General features: G+C 64.3%; 17 protein-coding genes and 4 tRNA genes. 5 read left to right on the forward strand and 16 right to left on the reverse strand.

The features are described from left to right. Positions 1-166 precede the first annotated feature (166 nt). The 10 genes from folD to ndk all read right to left on the reverse strand — a co-directional run bounded on the left by folD (position 167) and on the right by ndk (position 11,029). Positions 167-1,057 (reverse strand): bifunctional methylenetetrahydrofolate dehydrogenase/methenyltetrahydrofolate cyclohydrolase FolD, encoded by an 891-nt coding sequence (gene folD / locus ACVOLO_RS05985; RefSeq protein ID WP_481569350.1) that lies wholly within the window; start codon positions 1,055-1,057, stop codon positions 167-169. 86 nt (positions 1,058-1,143) lie between these two features. After that, positions 1,144-2,994 (reverse strand): monovalent cation:proton antiporter-2 (CPA2) family protein, encoded by a 1,851-nt coding sequence (locus ACVOLO_RS05990; protein WP_481569451.1) that lies wholly within the window; start codon positions 2,992-2,994, stop codon positions 1,144-1,146. Positions 2,995-3,080: 86 nt separating this feature from the next. After that, positions 3,081-4,220: a molybdopterin-synthase adenylyltransferase MoeB gene (gene moeB / locus ACVOLO_RS05995; RefSeq protein WP_481569351.1), complete on the reverse strand. Its 1,140-nt coding sequence runs from the start codon at positions 4,218-4,220 to the stop codon at positions 3,081-3,083. A gap of 205 nt (positions 4,221-4,425) precedes the next feature. Then, the gene (gene der, locus ACVOLO_RS06000; RefSeq protein ID WP_481569352.1) at positions 4,426-5,826 is read right to left on the reverse strand and encodes a ribosome biogenesis GTPase Der; all 1,401 of its coding nucleotides are present in this window, start codon (positions 5,824-5,826) and stop codon (positions 4,426-4,428) included. 12 nt (positions 5,827-5,838) lie between these two features. Next, positions 5,839-7,035: an outer membrane protein assembly factor BamB gene (gene bamB / locus ACVOLO_RS06005; RefSeq protein ID WP_481569353.1), complete on the reverse strand. Its 1,197-nt coding sequence runs from the start codon at positions 7,033-7,035 to the stop codon at positions 5,839-5,841. After that, the gene (locus ACVOLO_RS06010) at positions 7,035-7,676 is read right to left on the reverse strand and encodes a YfgM family protein (RefSeq protein ID WP_481569354.1); all 642 of its coding nucleotides are present in this window, start codon (positions 7,674-7,676) and stop codon (positions 7,035-7,037) included. Before ACVOLO_RS06010 ends, bamB begins: the two co-directional genes overlap by 1 nt. A 55-nt stretch (positions 7,677-7,731) precedes the next feature. Continuing rightward, on the reverse strand, positions 7,732-8,586 hold the full coding sequence (locus ACVOLO_RS06015) for a helix-turn-helix domain-containing protein (RefSeq protein ID WP_481569355.1): 855 nt from the start codon (positions 8,584-8,586) through the stop codon (positions 7,732-7,734). Positions 8,587-8,592: 6 nt separating this feature from the next. Beyond that, complete coding sequence (gene pilW / locus ACVOLO_RS06020; RefSeq protein WP_481569356.1) at positions 8,593-9,396, reverse strand: type IV pilus biogenesis/stability protein PilW; 804 nt, start codon at positions 9,394-9,396, stop codon at positions 8,593-8,595. Continuing rightward, positions 9,383-10,588, reverse strand: coding sequence for a dual-specificity RNA methyltransferase RlmN (gene rlmN, locus ACVOLO_RS06025; RefSeq protein WP_481569357.1), 1,206 nt, complete (start codon positions 10,586-10,588; stop codon positions 9,383-9,385). Before rlmN ends, pilW begins: the two co-directional genes overlap by 14 nt. Positions 10,589-10,603: 15 nt before the next feature. Then, the gene (ndk, locus tag ACVOLO_RS06030) at positions 10,604-11,029 is read right to left on the reverse strand and encodes a nucleoside-diphosphate kinase (protein WP_108749396.1); all 426 of its coding nucleotides are present in this window, start codon (positions 11,027-11,029) and stop codon (positions 10,604-10,606) included. Between the two features lie 210 nt (positions 11,030-11,239). Here ndk and ACVOLO_RS06035 point away from each other — a divergent pair, with 210 nt between their 5' ends. The 3 genes from ACVOLO_RS06035 (at position 11,240) to ACVOLO_RS06045 (ending at position 15,673) form a co-directional block, all read left to right on the forward strand. Next, entirely contained in the window at positions 11,240-11,893 is a 654-nt protein-coding gene (locus ACVOLO_RS06035) for a TetR/AcrR family transcriptional regulator (RefSeq protein WP_481569358.1), read from the forward strand. 34 nt (positions 11,894-11,927) lie between these two features. Continuing rightward, positions 11,928-14,300 carry a 3-hydroxyacyl-CoA dehydrogenase/enoyl-CoA hydratase family protein gene (locus ACVOLO_RS06040; RefSeq protein ID WP_481569359.1) on the forward strand — a complete coding sequence of 791 codons (2,373 nt, stop codon included), beginning with the start codon at positions 11,928-11,930 and terminating at the stop codon, positions 14,298-14,300. Positions 14,301-14,467: 167 nt separating this feature from the next. Next, a complete protein-coding gene (locus ACVOLO_RS06045) occupies positions 14,468-15,673 on the forward strand; it encodes an acetyl-CoA C-acyltransferase (RefSeq protein WP_481569360.1) in 1,206 nt (401 codons plus the stop codon). Between the two features lie 354 nt (positions 15,674-16,027). On the opposite strand, the gene ACVOLO_RS06050 is transcribed toward ACVOLO_RS06045, so the two are convergent. From ACVOLO_RS06050 to ACVOLO_RS06065, 4 genes are all read right to left on the reverse strand, one after another. Then, positions 16,028-16,103 (reverse strand) — tRNA-Glu (locus tag ACVOLO_RS06050). A 51-nt stretch (positions 16,104-16,154) separates the two neighbouring features. Next, positions 16,155-16,230, reverse strand: a tRNA-Ala gene (locus ACVOLO_RS06055). Positions 16,231-16,363: 133 nt separating this feature from the next. Continuing rightward, positions 16,364-16,439, reverse strand: a tRNA-Glu gene (locus tag ACVOLO_RS06060). Between the two features lie 53 nt (positions 16,440-16,492). After that, positions 16,493-16,568, reverse strand: a tRNA-Ala gene (locus ACVOLO_RS06065). A gap of 222 nt (positions 16,569-16,790) precedes the next feature. Here ACVOLO_RS06065 and ACVOLO_RS06070 point away from each other — a divergent pair. After that, a complete protein-coding gene (locus ACVOLO_RS06070) occupies positions 16,791-17,186 on the forward strand; it encodes a hypothetical protein (protein ID WP_481569361.1) in 396 nt (131 codons plus the stop codon). 219 nt (positions 17,187-17,405) lie between these two features. After that, positions 17,406-18,272, forward strand: a complete 867-nt coding sequence (locus tag ACVOLO_RS06075; protein WP_481569362.1) for a C13 family peptidase — start codon at positions 17,406-17,408, stop codon at positions 18,270-18,272. A 26-nt stretch (positions 18,273-18,298) separates the two neighbouring features. Here ACVOLO_RS06075 and ACVOLO_RS06080 read toward each other — a convergent pair whose 3' ends face one another. Together ACVOLO_RS06080 and ACVOLO_RS06085 are read right to left on the reverse strand one after the other, a co-directional pair. Then, positions 18,299-18,955: a single stranded DNA-binding domain-containing protein gene (locus ACVOLO_RS06080; protein WP_481569363.1), complete on the reverse strand. Its 657-nt coding sequence runs from the start codon at positions 18,953-18,955 to the stop codon at positions 18,299-18,301. Positions 18,956-19,003: 48 nt separating this feature from the next. Further along, positions 19,004-20,530, reverse strand: a complete 1,527-nt coding sequence (locus ACVOLO_RS06085) for a calcineurin-like phosphoesterase C-terminal domain-containing protein (RefSeq protein WP_481569364.1) — start codon at positions 20,528-20,530, stop codon at positions 19,004-19,006. Positions 20,531-20,679: the final 149 nt, after the last annotated feature.

A 20,679-nucleotide genomic window follows, 5' to 3' on the forward strand; every position in this document is an offset into this window, starting at 1 on the left:
GGGGCCTGCCCTGGCTGGGGCTTTTGGGCTTTGCCGGCTTGTGGGCGCCCGCTAAATTTTTCCACTTTCTGCTCTCCCTGGGGTTGTGGCCCGTGCGGCGCTGGTGGCGCTTGGCCGAGGGGGTATTCATCAAAGACCGGGAATGGTGAACCGCGGAGGCAGAAACTTAGCCCTCCCAGGCCGCCTCAGCCGCCTCGATCGTGTTCTGCATCAAGGTCGCCACCGTCATCGGGCCCACGCCACCGGGCACCGGGGTGATCCAGCTTGCGCGCTGCGCGGCTGCGTCAAAGCCCACGTCGCCAACCAGTCGGCCGTCATCCAGGCGGTTGATGCCGACATCGATCACCACTGCGCCCGGCTTCACCCACTCGCCCGGAATCAACTGCGGGATGCCCACCGCCACCACCAGGATGTCGGCATTGCGCACCGCCTGTTCCAGCATTTCCTTCGGGGTGAACTTGTGGCAGCTGGTCACCGTGCAGCCGGCAATCAGCAGCTCCAGCCCCATCGGCCGGCCGACGTGATTGCTGACACCGACGATGGTGGCGTTGCGGCCGCGCACCGGCTGGTCGGTGTGGCCGAGCAAGGTGGTGATGCCACGCGGGGTGCACGGGCGCAGGCCGAATTCACGCAGCACCAGGTGGCCGACATTCTGCGGATGGAAGCCATCGACATCCTTGCGCGGGTCGATGCGCTGGATCAGCCGGTTGGCATCGGGAATGCCCGGCAGCGGCAGCTGGATCAGGATGCCGTGGATTTTCGGGTCGGCATTGAGTTCGTCGATCAGCTCCAGCAACTGTGCCTCGCTGGTGCCGGCCGGCAGGTCGTAATCGAATGCCTCGATGCCCACCTTTTCGGCCGCACGGCGCTTGTTGCGCACATACACCGCCGACGCCGGATCACCCCCCACCAGCACCACCGCCAGGCCCGGACGCGAGCGGCCGGCCGCCAGCCGGGCATCCACGCGCACCTTCAGGTCGTCGAGGAGTTCTTCAGCGATACGGCGCCCATCAAGGATGCGGGAGGTCGGTGCGGCGGTGTCGGCTGGGACAGTCATTGGGCGTGAGGCGAATGCGGGGGCGGCTATTGTCCCTGATTACGCCCGTTGCCACATCCTGCAAGCAATGGCCCGGCCCTCTGCGCTCATTGCGGCCCCGCCTGCGGACCCGTGCCGGCGACCGCATCGGGGTTCAAAGTGCGCGATTCGCGGCGCGGCGGCGTGAAGGGTGTCGGCGTGGGCTTGGGCGCCGGCGGCGTATTGCCATACAGCATGCCAACCCCTGCCCCGAGCCCACCGCCGGCAATTTCCAGCTCGAACCGCTCGCCATCGCGACGCCGGATTTCGCGTGCCACCAGGTCCGCTTCGTCCTCCTCGACCCCCAGCTGCATCAGCGCGGCACGCCCGAACTCCACCGCCGACTCGAAGGTCTCGCGGATCTGGAAATCCACGCCGGCATGGATCAGCGCCAACGAGTGCTCGCGGTCATACGAACGCACCAGCAGCTTGGCCTGCGGGAATTCATGGGCGACCAGCTCCACGATCCGGTCCGCAGCGGCACGGTCATTCACGCATACCGCAATGGCCCGCGCGGTTTCGGCACCGGATGCACGCAGCACATCCAACCGGGTGCCGTCGCCGTAATAGATCTTGAAGCCGAAATCGGCGGCACTGCGGATCATCGCGATGTCGTTGTCGATGATGGTCACATCCACATCACGCGCCAGCAGCGATTGGCTGGACACCTGCCCGAAGCGGCCAAAGCCGATCACCAGCACGCTGCCCGCCAGCCCATCGGCTGTCTCCACGCCCTCGGTGGAAACCCGCCCATCCTTGACCAGGCGCCGGTAGACCAGCATGCACAGCGGCGTCAGCGCCATCGACAACACGACCACGGCGGTGAGGTTGGCGTTGACCTTGGCATCGATCACCCCGGCTGTGGCCGCCGCCGCAAACAGGACAAACGCAAACTCGCCGCCCTGGGCCATCAACACGCCACGGTCCAGCGCCTGGCGGTGATCGCTGCCCATCACCCGCGCCACACCGTAGATGCACAGCGCCTTGGCCAGCATCATCGCCGGCACCAGCAGCACAATGACCTTCCAGTTGGCTGCGACCACGGACAGGTCCAACGCCATGCCCACGCTGAGGAAAAACAGGCCCAGCAGGATGCCGCGGAACGGCTCGATGTCGGCTTCGATCTGGTGACGGAAGGTGGATTCGGACAACAGCACGCCCGCCAGGAACGCACCCATCGCCATCGACAGCCCGCCCAGTTGCATCAGCAGCGCCGCCCCCAGCACCACCAGCAAGGCGGCCGCGGTCATCACCTCGCGCGCCTTGGATTCGGCCAGGATGCGGAACAGCGGGTTGAGCAGATAACGCCCGACCACCACCAGGCCGACAATCGCGCCGGCACCGATGGCGATGCCCACCCAGCGCGCCCCTGCGTCGGCATCGGCATGCACCGGCGCCATCCATGCAACCAGCGCCAGCAGCGGCACGATCAGCAGGTCTTCGAACAACAGGATGGAGACGATCTTCTGGCCGGAGGGCAACGCGACATCACCGCGCTCGGCCAGCAACTGCATCACCACCGCCGTGGAGGTCAGCACAAACCCCGCCGCGGCAATGAACGCCACCTGCGGGCGATACCCGAACAGCATCGCGATGCCGGTCAACACCACCGCACAGGTGCCTATCTGCGCAGTGCCAAGGCCGAATATCTCGTTACGCAGGCTCCACAGGTGCGAGGGGCGCATCTCCAGGCCGATCACGAACAGGAACATCACCACGCCCAGTTCGGCCACATGCAGGATCGCCTGCGGATCGGCAAACCAGCCAAACCCGAACGGCCCGATGGCCAGGCCAGCGACGAAATACCCCAGCACCGAGCCCAGGCCCAGTCGCCGGAACAAGGGCACCGCCACCACGGCCGCGCCCAGCAGCGCCACCACCTTCACCAGCTCCGTCGAGGATTCCGCTGCCATGCCCAGTCCCTGCCCGTTTCAATCCATGCACGATAAAGCACACCGTGTGCAAGCAGGATTAAGTATTTGCACCCGCCTCGAAATGGATCCGCTCAGGGTTGTTGTGAACAGAACGCGGCGTAGTCGATGTACCCCGGGAAAGCTACGCCGGGTGCGCACACCGGGCACGCCGGGTCGGCCGTGACCCGGGTTTCACGGAAGCGCATCTGCAGGGCATCAAAGCGCAGCAGCCTCCCGGTCAACGGCTCGCCGATGTCCAGCAGCAGCTTCAGCACCTCGGTGGCCTGCATCACCCCGGCCAACCCCGGCAGCACGCCAAACACGCCAGCCTCCGAACAGTTGGGCGCAAACTCCGGCGGCGGCGGCTCGGGGAACAGGCAGCGGTAGCACGGCGCCTGGCCACGATGGCGGCCGGCATCGAACACGCTCACCTGGCCATCAAAGCGTTCGATGGCCGCATACACCAGGGGCTTGGCGTGCTTGATGCAGGCATCATTGAGCAGGTAGCGCAGCGGGAAGTTGTCCGAGCCATCCAGCACCACGTCAACGTCCTGCATCAATGTGTCGATGTTGTCCGACGTCACCCGCTCACAGACGGCCTCCACCTCGATCAGTGGATTCAGCGCCCGCAGCCGCTCACGCGCCGAATCCACCTTGGCCATGCCAACACCTGCCTCGGTGTGGACGATCTGCCGATGCAGGTTGCTGCGCTCCACCACATCGTGATCCACGATGCGCAGGTGCCCCACGCCCGCTGCAGCAAGATAGAAACCCGCAGGGGCGCCCAGACCGCCCGCCCCCAGCAGCAGCACCCGCGAGCGCTGCAACCTGCGCTGACCGGCCTCGCCCACCTGCGGCAGCAGCAGGTGGCGCGAATAGCGGTCATAGAAGTCGCGGTCGGCCGCGTCCATCCGCGGCTGCACCAGCGGCAGGCCGGCAGTCCGCCAGGCCACCGTGCCGCCACTGACCGAGGCCAGCCGTGCATAGCCCAGCGCCTGCAATGCCTGCGCCGCATCCGCCGAGCGTTTGCCGCTCTGGCAGATCAACATGACCTCACGCTCCATCGAAGGCAGGTGCTGCGCCGGCGCGGCCAGCAGATCGCCCTTGGCAACCCCCAGCGCACCTTCGGCCATTCCACCGGCACGTTCATGCGCCTCGCGCACGTCGATCAACAGCACACCATCCAGTTGCAGGGCGCGGGCTTGTTCCGGGGTCAATTCACGAATGCTCATGCGCCGATTATCGGCCAACATCGCCCCGCAGGAGCGGCCCCGGCCGCGAAGCTGGAGGTGCCTCACCCGCTGACGGTGCAGCCGACTGCCGTCACCCTCGCAGCGGTCGGCTCAACGGCTTCGCGGCCGAGGCCGCTCCTACCGATGACCCGATACCCAAATGCCCGGAACGCAGAAGGCGACCTTGCGGTCGCCTTCTGCTGTATCACTTCCTGCCCTTCACATGTTTCATCAGGCGCCGCTTGGCCTTGACCTGACGCTCAGTCAGCACGTTCTTCTTGCCCTCGTACGGGTTGGCACCCTCGCGGAACAGGAAAGTCACCGGCGTACCGACCAGCTTGAAACGCTTGCGGAAGAAATTTTCCAGGTACCGCTTGTACGAATCCGGCAGCTCCTTCAGGCGCGTGCCATGGACGATGAACGTCGGCGGATTGGTACCGCCCGGATGCACATAGCGCAGCTTGGAAACATGCCCACGGATGCTCGGCGGCGGGTTGGCTTCATAAGCCACTTCCAATGCCTTGTTCACTTCACTGGTGCTGAACTCATGCGTGGCCGAGGCATGCGCACGGTGCACCGCGCGGAAAAGCTCGCGCAGGCCCGAACCATGCTTGGCCGAAATGCGGACCACCTCGGCCCACGGCACAAAGCCCAGCTTCAGCGACACCAGGGTTTCGGCCTGCTCGCGCTGGTAGTCGGTGAGACCGTCCCACTTGTTGATCGCAATCACCAACCCGCGACCGGCATCCAGCACCGCACCCAGCACGCTGGCGTCCTGATCGGTCACGCCCTCGCTGGCGTCCAGCATCAGCACCGCCACCTGGGCGTGTTCGATCGCGCGCAGCGTCTTGACCACGCTGAACTTCTCGACCACTTCCTCCACCCGTGCCTTGCGGCGCAGGCCGGCGGTGTCGATCAGGCGATACAGCTGGCCATCGCGCTCCATGTCCACCGAGATCGAGTCGCGGGTGGTGCCGGGCACTTCGGAGGCAATCATGCGCTCCTCGCCCAGCAGGCGATTGACCAGCGTCGACTTGCCCACGTTCGGGCGCCCGCAGAAGGCAATGCGGATGCGGTTCGGGTCGTTGTCGAGCATCTCGGCCGAGCCTTCTTCCGGCAGGCGCTCGACGATCTCGTCGACCAGATCGTCCACGCCCTGACGGTGCGCGGCCGAAATCATCAACATTTCATTGAAACCATAGCGCGCGAACTCGGCGCGAACGGCATGTTCGTCCGTGCCGTCGATCTTGTTGATCAACAGCAGCGTGGGCCGCGCAAGCTTGCGCAACCACGACAGGATCTCGTCATCCAGCGCCGACGTGCCATCTCGCGCGTCGACCACAAATACGATCAGATCCGCCTCACCGGCGGCGGCTCGGGCCTGGCGCGCCGTGGCGCCAGCCAGCCCTTCCTCTTCACCGGCAATACCGCCGGTGTCCACGAGCAGGAAGGGATTGTCCTCGTTCAGGCGGCAGACGCCGTAATTGCGATCACGGGTAACCCCGGGCTGGTCATGGACCAGCGCGTCGCGTGTACGGGTCAGCGCATTGAAAATCGTGGACTTGCCGACGTTCGGCCGTCCAACCAGGGCGACCAAAGGCAGCATCGCGTGAACTCCTTATTGGGCCAACCGGAATGCGGTCAGTTTCCCATCTACGTTCTGCACCAGCGCGATGCCGTCGACGACCACCGGCGCGGCCAGGAGCGCGTCACCGCCACTCTTGGCCCGTGCGGACAGCTCACCATCGCTCAACCGCAGCCAATGCAGATAACCCTTGTAATCCCCCACCACGGCGTAGTCACCCTGGATGGCGGCACCTGTAACCGAACGACGGGCCAGCGCCTGCTGCGACCACATCGCCGAGCCGGACGTCTTGTCCAGCCCGTAAACCGTACCCTTGCCGTCGGTCACGACCACGTTGCCGGAAGAAACCGCAACGCCACCGCCACCACCGTGATCACGCGACCACAACGGACGACCCGTCGGCCCTTCAATGGCCATCGTCTCGTTCTTGAAGCTGCTCACATACAGCGTATTGCCTTCCAGCACCGGGGCGCCGTCAATATCGGCCATGCGCTCCAGCTCGGTGCGACCTTCCGGCGTACCCACCGACTGTTCCCACAGCGGCCGGCCGTCCTGCATGGCCAACGCGGCCAGCGTGCCATCATCGTTGCCGATGAACAGTACACCCGGGCCAGCCACTACCGGCGCGTTGCCACGCACGGTCAGCGACGGCAGCTCCTGGCTGTTGAACCAGCGCTGTTCACCCGTAGCCGCATCCAGCGCCGTGGTACGGCCGTCATTGCTGCGCACGAACACCAGGCCCTGGGCCACGGCGGGGGCGGAAATCACTTCACCCGGCACCTTGGCCTTCCACTTCTCGGTGCCGTTGCTGGCATCCAGGGCAATCACCTGGCCGTCCAGCGTACCGATCACCACCAGGCCATCGCCCACGCCCGGACCACCGGAAAGGCGCAGCTTGGGCTTTTTCTTTTCCTTGGCCGGCTTGTATTCCCACACTTCCTTGCCGGTCTGCAGGTCCAGCGCGTGCACGCCGCCGGTCACCGCAGCCGCATAGACACGCCCATCAGCCACCATCGGCGCCTGGCGCAGGCCGATCCGGCCCTCGCCCTTGCCGACATTGGCCGACCAGATCCTGTCCACCTTGATCGTCGGTTCAAACTTGACCAGCTCGGCCGGTTCCAGCGCCTTCTTGGCCTCTGCGTCCTTGCCTGCGAACCAGCCCTTGACCGTGGAGCAGCCGGTCAGCGTCATCGCCACCAGCGCCAGCCCTGCAACATGCTTGAGCTTCATCAAATCTTCTCCGCTGCAGGATCGGCCACGGTACCGCCGGCATCCATCAATTTGGTTTCGAGCAGACGGCGCTGCGGCGCGGCGATGTCGAGCTTGGCCAGCGCCTGGGTATACAGTTCGCGCGCTTCATCGCGCTTGTTCTGCGCAATCAAGGCGTCACCTCGGATTTCCAGGCTGGCGCTGTCATCGGTCGTGCCGATCAGCTTGGCCGCCTCATCCGGCTTGCCGGTTTCTATGAGCAACCGCGCCACACGCTGGTCGATCAAGGCCCTGAACTCGCCCTCGGCCTTCAGCGCGCGCAGCGTCTTGATCGCATCTTCATTCTTGCCCGCCTCGACCTGCGCCTTGGCCAGCTCCAGCGACGCCAGGTCGGCGTAGATGCCGGCCTTGCCGCTTTCCAGGGCAGCAACTTCCTTGACGGCTTCATCCAGATTCTTGGATTGCAGGCTGCGTGACACCGCTTCATAGCGGACATTGGCTTCCGCCAACTTGCCTACCTGATCCTTCTGCCACCACTGCCAGCCGGCGATGGCACCAACGCCAAGAATTACGCCACTGAGGATTCCGGCGCCATTTTTACGCAGCCACGTGCGGACGCGTTCACTTTGTTCGTGCTCGTCGAGCAGGTCGTCAATCGCCATGCGTACTCTCGCCCACCCTGCCGGGGAGCCTTGTTGTATTGATCAGCACCTGGTTTCAGTGAGAAACCGGCGCCACGAAGCCGTCAGAGGATACCGTAAAGCGGGCCACATTACCGCGCTTGTACGGCGTCAGATCGACGTTACCGGAGGCCTGCTGAACCTCCACATCGGCCGCATTGCCCAGCACCATCCGGCCCACCTGGCCAGCGCCAAAGCTGCGCGACTCACCGGCCCCGATCAGGGCCTTCTCCACGGTTGAACCGTCGGGCGCGAAAATCTCCACCCAGCTGTCGCCCTTGAAACGCAGCGACAATGCCCCGGCAACCGCCGGAGCCACCGCTGCGGGACGTGTCATCGGCGCCATCGACGCGATATAGGGATCATTCTGCTGGGCCGACGCCGGCTTGGCAGGAGCGCTCGCTACCGGCGCGGATGCCGCTCCAGCCAGCGCACCCTCCGCGGGCGGAACCACATCCAGCGAGGCCGTACTTGGCGGCGCCTTGCTGGGACTGCCACTGATCACGTACCACACCGGGACCGCCAACACGGCGGTGATGACCACATACATCGCACGCCGCCCGAGATTCTCGGCCATCCGCCGCATGGGCGGGGTGTGCGTATGGCTGACCAGCGTTGGCGGCACCACCGGCGCAATCTGCGCCTGCTGCAGCAGCGCGTCCAGATCGACCTTGAGCAAACGGGCATAACTGCGCAGCTGGCCGCGCACGAACACCGGAGCGCCAAGGCGATCCCAGCGCTCGGCTTCCAGCGAGCCCACCACCTGGACCGGCATGCGCAACTGGCTGGCAACCTCTTCCAGCGACAAGCCGGCGGCCTCACGGGCCTTGCGAAGCTGCTCACCGCAGCCCACCACACCTTCTAGAGCGTTCACACCCGGATCATTGGTCACAATGCATCAGCCTTGGGGATTCGAGGCCGCGTCTGAAGGAAACTCCTCGCGCAACCGCTGTTGAAACCGACCGGCAGCAGTCCTGTCGCCCAGCCGCTCTTCTACCTGAATGGCAAGTTGTAACACGGAAACCGTCGCCGGCGCAGCCGCAAGACGTCGCTGGTAGAAGGCTCTTGCCTCAAAATACCGGCCATTCAGGACTTCATTGCGGGCCATTGACTCCAGCGCATAGGGGTTGTCCGGCGCCAGTGCCAGCGCCTGCCGCAGGTCGGCCTGGGCCCGCTCGACCTGGCCTGCATCCAAGGCACACCCGCCAGCATTGGCCAGTGTTTCCGCGCGCGAATCGTAATCCGGGTCGGCCAAGGCGCGATCGAACCAGACCAGCGCTTCTGCCTGATGCCCGTTGCCACACAGCCATGCCCCGTAGTTGCTGAGCACATCGCCTTGCTGTGGCGCCAGTTCTGCCGCCTTGCGATAAGCCGCGCCGGCGGCCTGCGAATCGCCGCGCCGCGCCTGCACCACCGCCTCGGCGGTGAAGGCATCCGGCGCAGCGGAGTCGAGCTTCTGCGCGGAGCGGGCAAACTTAATCGCTTCATCCAGTTCGCCGCGCCTGAAACGGTCGCCGGTCACCGCCAGCAACTCTTCGTACTTCACACGTTTGCGCGCCTTGCGGTCATCGCGGACGTCGTACACGGGCGCCGCCCACTGCTCACCCTTGATCTTGCCGATCCTCACGCCCTTGTCGCCGCCGCAGCCGGCAAGCAGCAGCGTGGCGATCAACAGCAGGAGCAGGCGATCACGCAATGGCATCCCCGGCATCCAGCGATTGCAGAGTCTTGTTGAACTCCGCCTGGCGGCGGGTGCGATCCATCACCTGGCCCTTGAGCTGGCCGCAGGCGGCATCGATGTCGTCGCCACGGGTACGGCGCACCATCGTCAGCACCTGCGAATCGAGCAGGATCTTCTGGAACGCGCGGATCTGTTCCTCGTCCGAACGCTCATAGCGCGTGCCCGGGAACGGGTTGAACGGGATCAGATTGACCTTGCCCGAATCCTTGGCCTGCACGGCGTTGTCGAACTGGCGCATCAGCCGCGCCAGCTGACGGGCATGCTCGGGCTGGTCGTTGATGCCCTTCATCAGGGTGTATTCGAAGGTCACCGAATCGCGCTTCTTGTTGCCGCGCAGGTAACGCGCGCAGGAAGCCATCAGTTCGGCGATCGGGTATTTCTTGTTAAGCGGCACCAGCGTCTCGCGCAGCTCGTCATTCGGCGCGTGCAGCGACACGGCCAGCGACACATCGCTCTCGACCGAGAGGCGATCGATCTGCGGCACCAGACCGGAGGTGGACAGGGTCACGCGCTTGTTGGCCAAGCCATAGCCCAGGTCATCGCGCATGATGCTCATCGCACGCACGACGTTGTCGAAATTCATCAGCGGCTCGCCCATGCCCATCATCACCACGTTGGTGAGGCGGCGCATCTGGTGCGGCACGTTGCCCAGGTGGCGTGCGGCAACCCACACCTGGCCGATGATTTCGGCGGTGGTCAGGTTGCGATTGAAGCCCTGGGTGGCGGTCGAACAGAACGTGCAGTTCAACGCGCAGCCGACCTGCGAGGACACGCACAGTGTGCCGCGGGTCTTGTCGGGGATGTACACCGTTTCGATGGCGTTCTTGCCATCCACGCCCATCGCCAGCAGCCACTTGTGGGTGCCGTCGGCGGAGGGCTTGTCGAACACGATGTTCGGGACGACGACCTCGGCATGCTGCTGCAGCTTGGCGCGCAGCGACTTGCCGAGGTCGGTCATCTGGTCGAAATCGGTGACGTAGCGATGGTGGATCCACTTCATCACCTGGTGGGCACGGAACTTCTGTTCGCCGAGTGTTTCGACGAAGAACTTTTCCAGGCCCGCGCGATCAAGGTCGAGCAGGTTCTGCTTGCCAGCGGTGGCTGCCGTTTTCGGCAACGGCTGGATGGCGGGTGACTGTACGACCTCGTTCACGACTTCAACCTCTACTTAGCGCGAAACCACTTCGGTGGCGGCGAAGAAGTAGGCCACTTCGATGGCTGCATTCTCGACCGAATCCGAACCGTGAGCGGCGTTGGCGTCGATGGAATCCGCAAAATCGGCGCGGATGGTGCCCGGAGCAGCGTCCTTCGGGTTGGTGGCGCCCAGCAGGTCGCGGTGCGCCAGCACGGCGTTCTCGCCTTCCAGGGCCTGGATCATCACCGGGCCGGAGATCATGAACTCGACCAGCGCGTTGAAGAACGGACGCTCGCGGTGCACGGCGTAGAAGCCTTCGGCCTCACGGCGCGAGAGCTGCTTGTACTTGGCAGCCACGACCTTCAGACCAGCCTTTTCGAAGCGGGCGTAGATTTCGCCGATCACGTTCTTGGCAACAGCGTCAGGCTTGATGATGGAAAGAGTGCGCTCCAGCGCCATGGGAATTCTCCGGTAGTGGGCCGGCTGGCCCGAGGGTATATGAAAAAAACCCGCGTGCGGACGCGGGCTTAGCCTGAATTGCGGTGGCTGATTCTACCGGGTGCCCTGCCCCTTTGCACAGCGGCAGATGAATGATGTTGCGTCGCAACATGACCAGGGCTGCCAGCCGGGCGTAGGATCCAAACAATCGTTTGATTGATTTATTCAGCCATGGGCAAATCCGCCAGCTTCTCCACCAAGGACCGCATCCTCGGCGCGGCCGAGGAACTGTTCGCCCAGCACGGCTTTGCCGGCACCTCGCTGCGCCAGGTGACCAGTCACGCCGACGTAAACATTGCCGCGGTCAACTACCACTTCGGGTCCAAGGAAAACCTGGTCAATGAAGTGTTCCGCCGCCGCATGGACGAAATGACCGCCGCCCGCCTGAACCAGCTCGAACAGGCCCGCGGCCGCGACCCTGGCGACCTGCGTGCCGTGCTGGCCGCCTTTGTCGAACCGGCCCTGGCCATGGCCCAGGACCGCCAGAGCGGCGGCGCCTTCGTGCGGGTGATCGCCCGCGCCTACGCCGAGAAGAACGACAACCTGCGCAAGTTCCTGTCCGACCACTACGGCCACGTGCTGCGCGAGTTCGGCAAGGCCATCGGCGCCTGCGTGCCGGGCCTGAGCAAGGAAGACCTGTACTGGCGCCTGGACTTCCTGGCCGGTGCGCTCACCTATGCCATGGCCGATTTCGGGCTGATCAAGCGCCCGCACAACACCAGCGAGGCCGCCCACCGCAGCAAGGCCGCGCAGGAACTGATCCATTTCGCCGAAGCCGGCTTCCGTGCCAGTGCACGCACGCCGGACTCCTCCCCCCTCACCTGATCCACCCGTCATCGCAGACCAAAGGTTTATCGATATGTCCAATTCCCTGCTTGTCCGCCGCGCCGCCGTCCTGGGCGCAGGCGTCATGGGTGCGCAGATCGCCGCCCACCTGACCAATGCCGGCATCGACACCGTCCTGTTCGACCTTGCTGCCAAGGAAGGCCCGGCCGACGGCATCGTGCTCAAGGCCATTGCCAACCTCGGCAAGCTGAGCCCGGCCCCGCTAGCCAGCAAGGCGCTGGCCGAAGCCATCACCCCGGCCAACTACGACTCCGGGCTGGAACAGCTGCGCGACTGCGACCTGATCATCGAGGCCATCGCCGAACGGATGGACTGGAAGCAGGACCTGTACAAGAAGATCGCCCCGTTCGTGAACGAACACGCGGTACTGGCCTCCAACACCTCGGGCCTGGGCATCAACAAGCTGGCCGACGTGCTGCCGGAAGAACTGCGCCACCGCTTCAGCGGCGTGCATTTCTTCAACCCGCCGCGCTACATGCACCTGGCCGAGCTGATCCCGGCCAAGATCACCGACAAGTCGGTGCTGGAAGGCCTGGAAACCTTCCTGACCACCAACCTGGGCAAGGGCGTGGTCTATGCCAAGGACACCCCGAACTTCATCGGCAACCGCATCGGCGTGTTCTCGATCCTGTCGACCATCCACCACACCCAGCAGTTCGGCCTGGGCTTTGACGAAGTTGATGGCCTGACCGGCCCGCGGGTCGGGCGCCCGAAGTCGGCGACCTATCGCACCTCCGACGTGGTCGGCCTGGACACCATGGCGCACGTCATCAAGACCATGGGCGACACCCTGCCGGATGACCCGTGGCACAAGTACTTCACCTCGCCGGCATGGCTCGGCGCGCTGATCAGCAAGGGTGCACTGGGCCAGAAGACCGGCGCCGGCATCTTCCGCAAGGTCGGCAAGGACATCATGGTCGTCGACCTTGAGAAGCAGGACTACCGTCCGGCTGACCGCGTTGCCGCGCCGGAAGTGGTCGAGATCCTGAAGATCAAGAACCCGGCCGAGAAGTTCGCCAAGCTGCGCGAAAGCCAGCACCCGCACGCACAGTTCCTGTGGGCGACCTTCCGCGATCTGTTCCATTACAGCGCCTACCACCTGGCCGACATCGCCGAAACCGCGCGTGACGTGGACCTGGCCATCCGCTGGGGCTACGGCTGGTCGCTGGGTCCGTTCGAGACCTGGCAGGCCGCTGGCTGGAAGCGGGTGGCACAGTGGATCGCCGACGATATCGCCGCAGGCAAGAGCATGAGCAATGCCCCGCTGCCCGCATGGGTGCTGGACGGCCGTGACGGCGTGCACGCCGCCGAAGGCAGCTACAGCCCGTCGCAGAATGCACTGGTGCCGCGCTCGTCGCTGCCGGTGTACCAGCGCCAGCGCTTCCCGGATGCACTGCTGGGCGAGAAGTTCGCACCGGGCGAAACCGTGTTCGAGAACGACGGCATCCGCCTGTGGACCGACGGAGACGGCATCGGCGTCATCAGCTTCAAGACCAAGATGAACACCGTTTCCGATCAGGTGCTGGATGGCATCCAGCACGCCATTGGCCTGTCGGAGAAGCAGTTCAAGGGCGTGGTGATCTGGCAGAACAAGGAGCCCTTCTCCGCCGGTGCCGATCTGTCCGGCGCACTGGGCGCGTTGAAGGCCGGCAAGTTCGCCGAGTTCGAGGCGATGGTGGCCAACTTCCAGCGCACCAGCCAGCGCATCAAGTACGCCACCGTTCCGGTTGTCACCGCGGTGCGCGGCCTGGCGCTGGGTGGCGGCTGCGAATTCCAGATGCACGCAGCCAAGTCGGTTGCCGCACTGGAAAGCTACATCGGCCTGGTGGAAGCCGGTGTCGGCCTGCTGCCGGCCGGTGGTGGCCTGAAGGAAATCGCCGTGCGTGCCTCGCAGGCCGCCGGTCCGGACGGCGATGTGTTCGCTGAGCTGAAGAAGACCTTCGAAACCGTCGCCATGGCCAAGGTCTCCAACTCGGCGGTCAACGCCAAGGAGCTGGGCCTGATGCGCGGCACCGACAAGGTCGTGTTCAACAGCTTCGAGCTGCTGCACATCGCCAAGGCCGAAGTCACCGCACTGGCCGAAGGCGGCTACCGTCCGCCGATGCCCGCCCGCCGCATCCGCGTGGCCGGTGACGTCGGTATCGCCACCTTCAAGATGATGCTGGTCAACATGCTGGAAGGCCGTTTCATCAGCCCCTACGACTACGAGATCGCCGAGCGCATCGCCACCGTGCTGTGCGGCGGCAAGGTCGACCGCAACACGCTGGTGGACGAAGAGTGGCTGCTGACCCTGGAGCGCAAGCACTTCGTCGAACTGGCCCAGCAGGAAAAGACCCAGGCCCGTATCGCGCACATGCTGACCACCGGCAAGCCGTTGCGGAACTGAGTTGTTGAACTGCTGAGATTCGTTGTTGGGGATTGGGGATTCGCAAACGCGGCTCCCCGATTCCTTGAAAATTCCTAAATCCACCGGGCAGGAAGCGCTGGGAAACCGGGCGTCGCTTTTGCGAATCCCCAATCCCGAACCCCCAATCCCGGTCTCCGGAGAAGACCATGAAACAAATCCAGGACGCCTACATCGTCGCCGCCACCCGCACCCCGGTTGGCAAGGCGCCCAAGGGCATGTTCCGCAACACTCGCCCGGACGACATGCTCGCCCACGTGCTCAAGAGCGTGGTCGCGCAGGCCCCGGGCGTGGACGTCAACCGCATCGACGACGCCATCATCGGCTGCGCCATGCCTGAAGCCGAGCAAGGCATGAACGTGGCGCGCATCGGCGTGCTGCTGGCTGGCCTGCCCAACACCATCGCCGCACAGACGGTGAACCGCTTCTGTTCGTCCGGCCTGCAGGCCGTGGCCATGGCCGCAGACCAGATCCGCCTGGGCAACAGCGACCTGATGCTGGCCGGCGGCACCGAGTCGATGTCGATGGTGCCGATGATGGGCAACAAGATCGCCATGGCGCCGAGCGTGTTCGACAACGACCACACCGCCATCGCCTACGGCATGGGCATCACCGCCGAGAAGGTCGCCGAGGAATGGAAGGTCTCGCGCGAAGACCAGGACGCCTTCGCCCTGGCCTCGCATCAGAAGGCCATCGCTGCGATCCAGAGCGGCGAGTTCAAGGACGAGATCAGCCCCTACGATATCGTCTCGCACCTGCCTGACCTGGCCGACGGCAAGCGCATCATCACCCGCAACAAGCTCGCCGATACCGACGAAGGCCCGCGCCTTGATTCCTCCGCCGAAGGCCTGGCCAAGCTGCGCCCGGTGTTCCGCAACGGCCAGTTCGGCGGCTCGGTCACTGCCGGCAATTCCTCGCAGATGAGCGATGGCGCCGGTGCGGTGCTGCTGGCCTCCGAGCAGGCGATCAAGGACTACGGCCTGACCCCGCTGGCCCGCTTCGTCAGCTTCTCCGTCGCAGGTGTGCGCCCGGAAGTGATGGGCATCGGCCCGATCGCCGCAATCCCGAAGGCATTGAAGCAGGCCGGCCTGAGCCAGGACCAGTTGGATTGGATCGAGCTCAACGAAGCCTTCGCTGCACAGTCGCTGGCGGTCATCCGCGATTGCGGTCTGGACCCGTCCAAGGTCAACCCGCTCGGCGGCGCCATCGCTCTTGGCCACCCGCTGGGTGCCACTGGCGCGATCCGTACCGCAACCATCCTGCATGGCCTGCGTCGTCGCCAGCAGAAGTACGGCATGGTCACCATGTGCATCGGCACCGGCATGGGTGCAGCAGGCATCTTCGAATCGCTGTAAGCGAGCGCAGACCGCAACAACGCGAAAGGGCAGCCGCAAGGCTGCCCTTTTTCTTTGCGTCACGGCTCACGTCACGCAGGAACGTCACAACAGCGCCGCATCCGCAGGAACAGAGCAAAGCCCAGCGCCACAAACGTATCCGCGTTCGGTGCTGTCCAGAATAACGAAGCGCCGTAGGCTGGGATGAAATCCCAGCAGAACGCCACGCAAGACACTTACCCCAACCCGCGAAACCACCCGCCCCCGCCGCAACGAAACCGCGCAGCCACAAACCCGCAAATCACTTCGCCGAAGAGAATCCCACCAAATCGCACACAAGAAAAAAGCCCCGGTTTCCCGGAGCTTTTTATGAAATGGCGTCCCCACGGGGATTCGAACCCCGGTCGCCACCGTGAAAGGGTGATGTCCTAGGCCTCTAGACGATGGGGACGCGTATTCTTCAAAACTCAAATTGTGATTCGGATGGCCTAATATCCGAATTTGGTGGAGCCAAGCGGGATCGAACCGCTGACCTCCTGCATGCCATGCAGGCGCTCTCCCAGCTGAGCTATGGCCCCACGTGTTACTGCGAGCCCGCCATTATGGCGAGGTTTCATTTGAAATGGAAGCTTTTTCTTCTTCCTGCTCACCTGGGCGGCGGCTTCAAACATAACCCGGGTAAAACCCGCTACGCTTTACAACTTCGATGAATGGCGTCCCCACGGGGATTCGAACCCCGGTCGCCACCGTGAAAGGGTGATGTCCTAGGCCTCTAGACGATGGGGACGCGTAAACTTCATCAAATTTTTTCGACAATCCAGACGGCCTAATGTCCGGATTTGGTGGAGCCAAGCGGGATCGAACCGCTGACCTCCTGCATGCCATGCAGGCGCTCTCCCAGCTGAGCTATGGCCCCGACGTTGCCGAGAACGAAATAATAGCGGGCCTTTTTTAGGCCCGCAAGACATTTGTGAAATTTTTTCTTCACGCGATGCCATGCAACGAAGCCCGCGTTGCTGGCAGCACTGTCCTTCGCTCCGCTGCATAGCCTTACATCGCGGCAATCCATACGCCTGATGGCCGCGACCCGGCACTGCGACAACCATGCCGGACATCCAGCTCGCACAAGGACGTCGCGATGCATATCGCCCTTACCGTCATTGCCGCCTGTTTGCTTGGCGGCCTCTACAGCACAACCGCACTTGCCCAGCAGGTGTTCAAGTGCCGCGATGGCAGCAGCATCACCTACCAGTCACAGCCATGCGACGGCACCACATTGCGAAGCTGGGATGCGACTCCCGACGCCATTGATCCAGCCGTACAGGCACGCATCGAGGCCCTCCGTCGCGAGCTGCGGCCCAATCCGCGAACCCGCGGGCGGCAGCGCGGCAATCGCCCGGCAGGGGCACCTGCCAGCTCCGCATGCGAGCGGGCGAAGAAGGGGCGTGCCGCGGCTTACGAAAAAGCCGGCCTCAAACGGGATTTCACGCTTTCCAGCCATTGGGACAACCGCGTTCACAACGCCTGCTGGTGACAGGCGTACCCACCAACACGTGGCGTGGCCCTTGCCTCCGCGTGATCATCACGGCAACTGGATAGAATCGCGCAACCCCCATGCGCCTTCCTGCCCATGTACAGCCCATCTCCCCGCCTTCTGATCCATCGCCTGCGTACAGCCTGCCTCGCAGGCGCGCTTGTCGCTGGTGCCTGGCCGGCATGGGCAGCTACCGCAGCTGATACACACCAGACGGCGATGGCCGCAGCGGAAGATGCACCGCTCACCCTGCTTGATTCCGCATTGAGCGGACTCGCGCCTCAGCGCCCCGGCGTGACCGACATGTATGTCCTGGGCGTTGCCGGCGACAGCAATGAAGATGTGTTCCGCAATGAGGTGGTCTATCTGCAACAACTCTCGGCACAGCGTTGGGATGCCGCAGGCCGGATGATCAGCCTGGTGAACCATCCGCAGGCGCGCCGTGGCGCCAACGCCATGCCGCAGGCCACCCACCAGAACCTTGCTTTGGCCTTGGATGCACTGGGAAAAACCCTCGACCCCGAAGAAGATGTGCTGTTCATGTACCTCAGCAGCCATGGGCTCGACGACAACAGCTTCTACCTGCACACCGGCAGCAGTGAGGAACGCTATCTCACACCAGCCGAACTCGGGCAGATGCTGGATGATGCAAAGATCGGCAATGCTGTGATCGTGGTTTCTGCCTGCTACTCCGGCGGCTTCGTCCCCGCGCTCCAGGCAGCCAACCGCATGATCATCACCGCCGCGCGCAAGGATCGCCCGTCGTTTGGCTGCGGCAACACCGACAGCGCCACCTGGTTTGGCCGGGCGTTTCTGGTGGAGGCACTGAACACCACCAACGATTTCAATGCCGCCTATTCGCAGACCAAGTTCACGGTACGTCAACGCGAGAAGCAGGAGGGCGAGCGGCCTTCCGAGCCGCAGTTCCAGGCTGGCACCGATATTGCCCAGGTACTGGCGAAATGGCGACAAGGCCTGCCAGAAACGGCGGCGGTGCCCTATCCGTTCGTACATCAACCCACGCGTGCCCCGAATCGGCGCGGCAAGACAGGCAGCCAATTGCAGCCGAACCGAAAGGGCCTGTAGCGCTGTCCCGACAACGCGGCAGGCAACTAGAGCCGCATGCCCTCCGTGGATTCCACACCTGCCACCGATGCAGGTGCCGGCGTAATGGCCTCAGCGCGCTCGGAAGAGGCCACGAGGGTGACGGACGCCGCTGCTATCGCTGTCACACGCCCCTCCGCTGCACCGCGTGATACCTGCTGGCCGGTACTGCGTGGCTGATCGACAACCACGCCCTGCTCCAGCTCAACCACACGACCACGCACCGTGACTCTGTCCCCGGTGCGCACGCGCGACCCCAAGCGCATCGTGTACTCCGTCTGCGCCGGTAGGTTGATCGAGGTGTCGTAGCCCTGGTCCAGCACGAACAGTCCGTCGGAAGTTGCCACGTTGCCGTCACCCTCGTCCTGGATGAACCAGCCGATGGGTGCTGCAGCGCCCGCATCACCTTCACCCAGGGTCTCCCTGAGCTCCTGTGCGATGTCGTCACTGTCACCCATCAGGTTGCGGACGACCACGCCTTCGACCAGGACTTCCGTATCCAGCAACGGGCTTGAATCCCCCGTTCCCTGCACCACGCCGATCAGCTTGCGCGCGGGGTCCTTGGGCTCCGTCGCATCCTGCGCACCCGGCAGCGAAAGACCACAGCCCGTAACCGTCATCAGCAATGCCGTCGATCCCAGCCATTTCAGCCCCCTGTTGCGCATGCCCTTCCCCCTGTTCGTAACGCTGAAATGCGGCTTGATAGACGCGACTCAGGGTTCGCCACGTTGCAGGCGATACGTGGTGCCTTGGGTGTACTGCCTACCGTTCAAGGTGGTGCGTACTTCAACCTGATGCTCGCCTTCGGCCAACCGGGTGGGCAATGCGGCGCGCCACAGATGCGTGGAAGGCACGGCCTCAGGTGAGCGGTCGTACCCGCGCAGGCTGTCCGCCAGGTCGTCGGCGATGTTTTCCACCAGCAAGCGCGGATCAGGTTGTTGGACCTGCTTCATCGGCTGCCACGCACCGCCGTCCACGCGGAACTCGACCGGCAAGCCTTCGTACCCCATGAACACGTTCGCATACACGCTCCATGCCGGATACGCGCCCTGCCGCAGCACCTTGGGGGCGTGCAATGCGATCTGCATGTCTTCTGCGGCGCGCGCAACGCGATACTCGACGCTGTAACGGCCCTGCGGCTGCACGTTGAGCAGGCCGTATCCGTTGGGCGTGCCGTCGGCCATGGTCGTGTCGGGAATGCCCTGCGCATCCTTCACGCCGGACCAGAATGCACCGCAGGCCGCACCGACGTTGTATTCATGCAGTGGACGCGCGCCACTCCAGCCCTGTGCCCTAGACCAGAACACCTGGCTCTGGTTGTGGGTGTGGCCACTGAGGATCAACGGGTGCTGCACCTTTTCCAACACGGCGAACAGGCGTGCGCGGTCTTCGGTACGGAATACGTGGTCGAACAAGGGAATATGGAAACCCAGCACCACCAGGGTGTCGCGGGGAACGGTAGGCAGATAGCGCTCCAGGAAGGCGAACTGATCTTCGCGCAGACCGCCGACGTAGGCCGGCTTCTGCCCGGGCTGGGCAATGATGTCGTCCATGCCAATGAACACCATCGACGGCTCTTCCCAGGCGTAGGTATCCGGCCCCAGATGGTGGTGATAGCTGGCCAGCGAAGTCGCGTCGCTGGTCGCGCCAATATCCATGTCGTGGTTGCCCGGCACATGCAGCCATGGCACGCCGAGCGAGACCACCGCCTGGGTCAAGGCCGGATACAGCGACGGATCGTCGTTGGTGATGTCGCCCAGGGTCATGCCCAGGCGGGCCTGATGCTTGCCGCGCAGCGGCGCGATGATGTCGCGCTCGAAATAGCTCACGTCCAACGTGCTGCCGGTTTGACTGTCAGCCATCACCAGTGCCTGAAAGCTGGTTGGTGCGTCAGGCTGTGGCACCAGCGCAAAGGGGCGGCACTGCGCGGCGATGTCTTCGCCCGCGCTCGGCCGCCAGATATCGGGCAGGCCGTCGCTGCGGGAAGCGGCGCTGTAGCCGGCCGGCTTGATGACGAAGATGTTGGGCTGCGCAGAGGCCGGCAACTGGTAGCGCCCGTCGCTCCCGGTAATGACGATGTGCTCGCCATCTGACACCTTGATGCCCGCCAGCGGCTTCTCGCCCGCATCCTGCACGCCGTTGCCGTTGGCGTCATTGAACACGGCGCCTTCCAGACAGGAGCCCGTGGCCATGAGCGGGGCACAAGCCAGCAACAGGCCGGTCAGCAGGGAGTGGCGCATGGAATCCTCGGCAAGCAGATGAGCAGGCGCGCATTATCGCTCCGCCTTGCGACAAGCGCGTGGCGGCTGGCTTTGCCGGGCGTGGTGGTGTGGGTGAGAAGCGTATTGGCGAGGAGCAGAAGCTTGCCCTCACCCCAACCCCTCTCCCG

The organism is Stenotrophomonas sp. STEN056 (genome assembly GCF_056759635.1).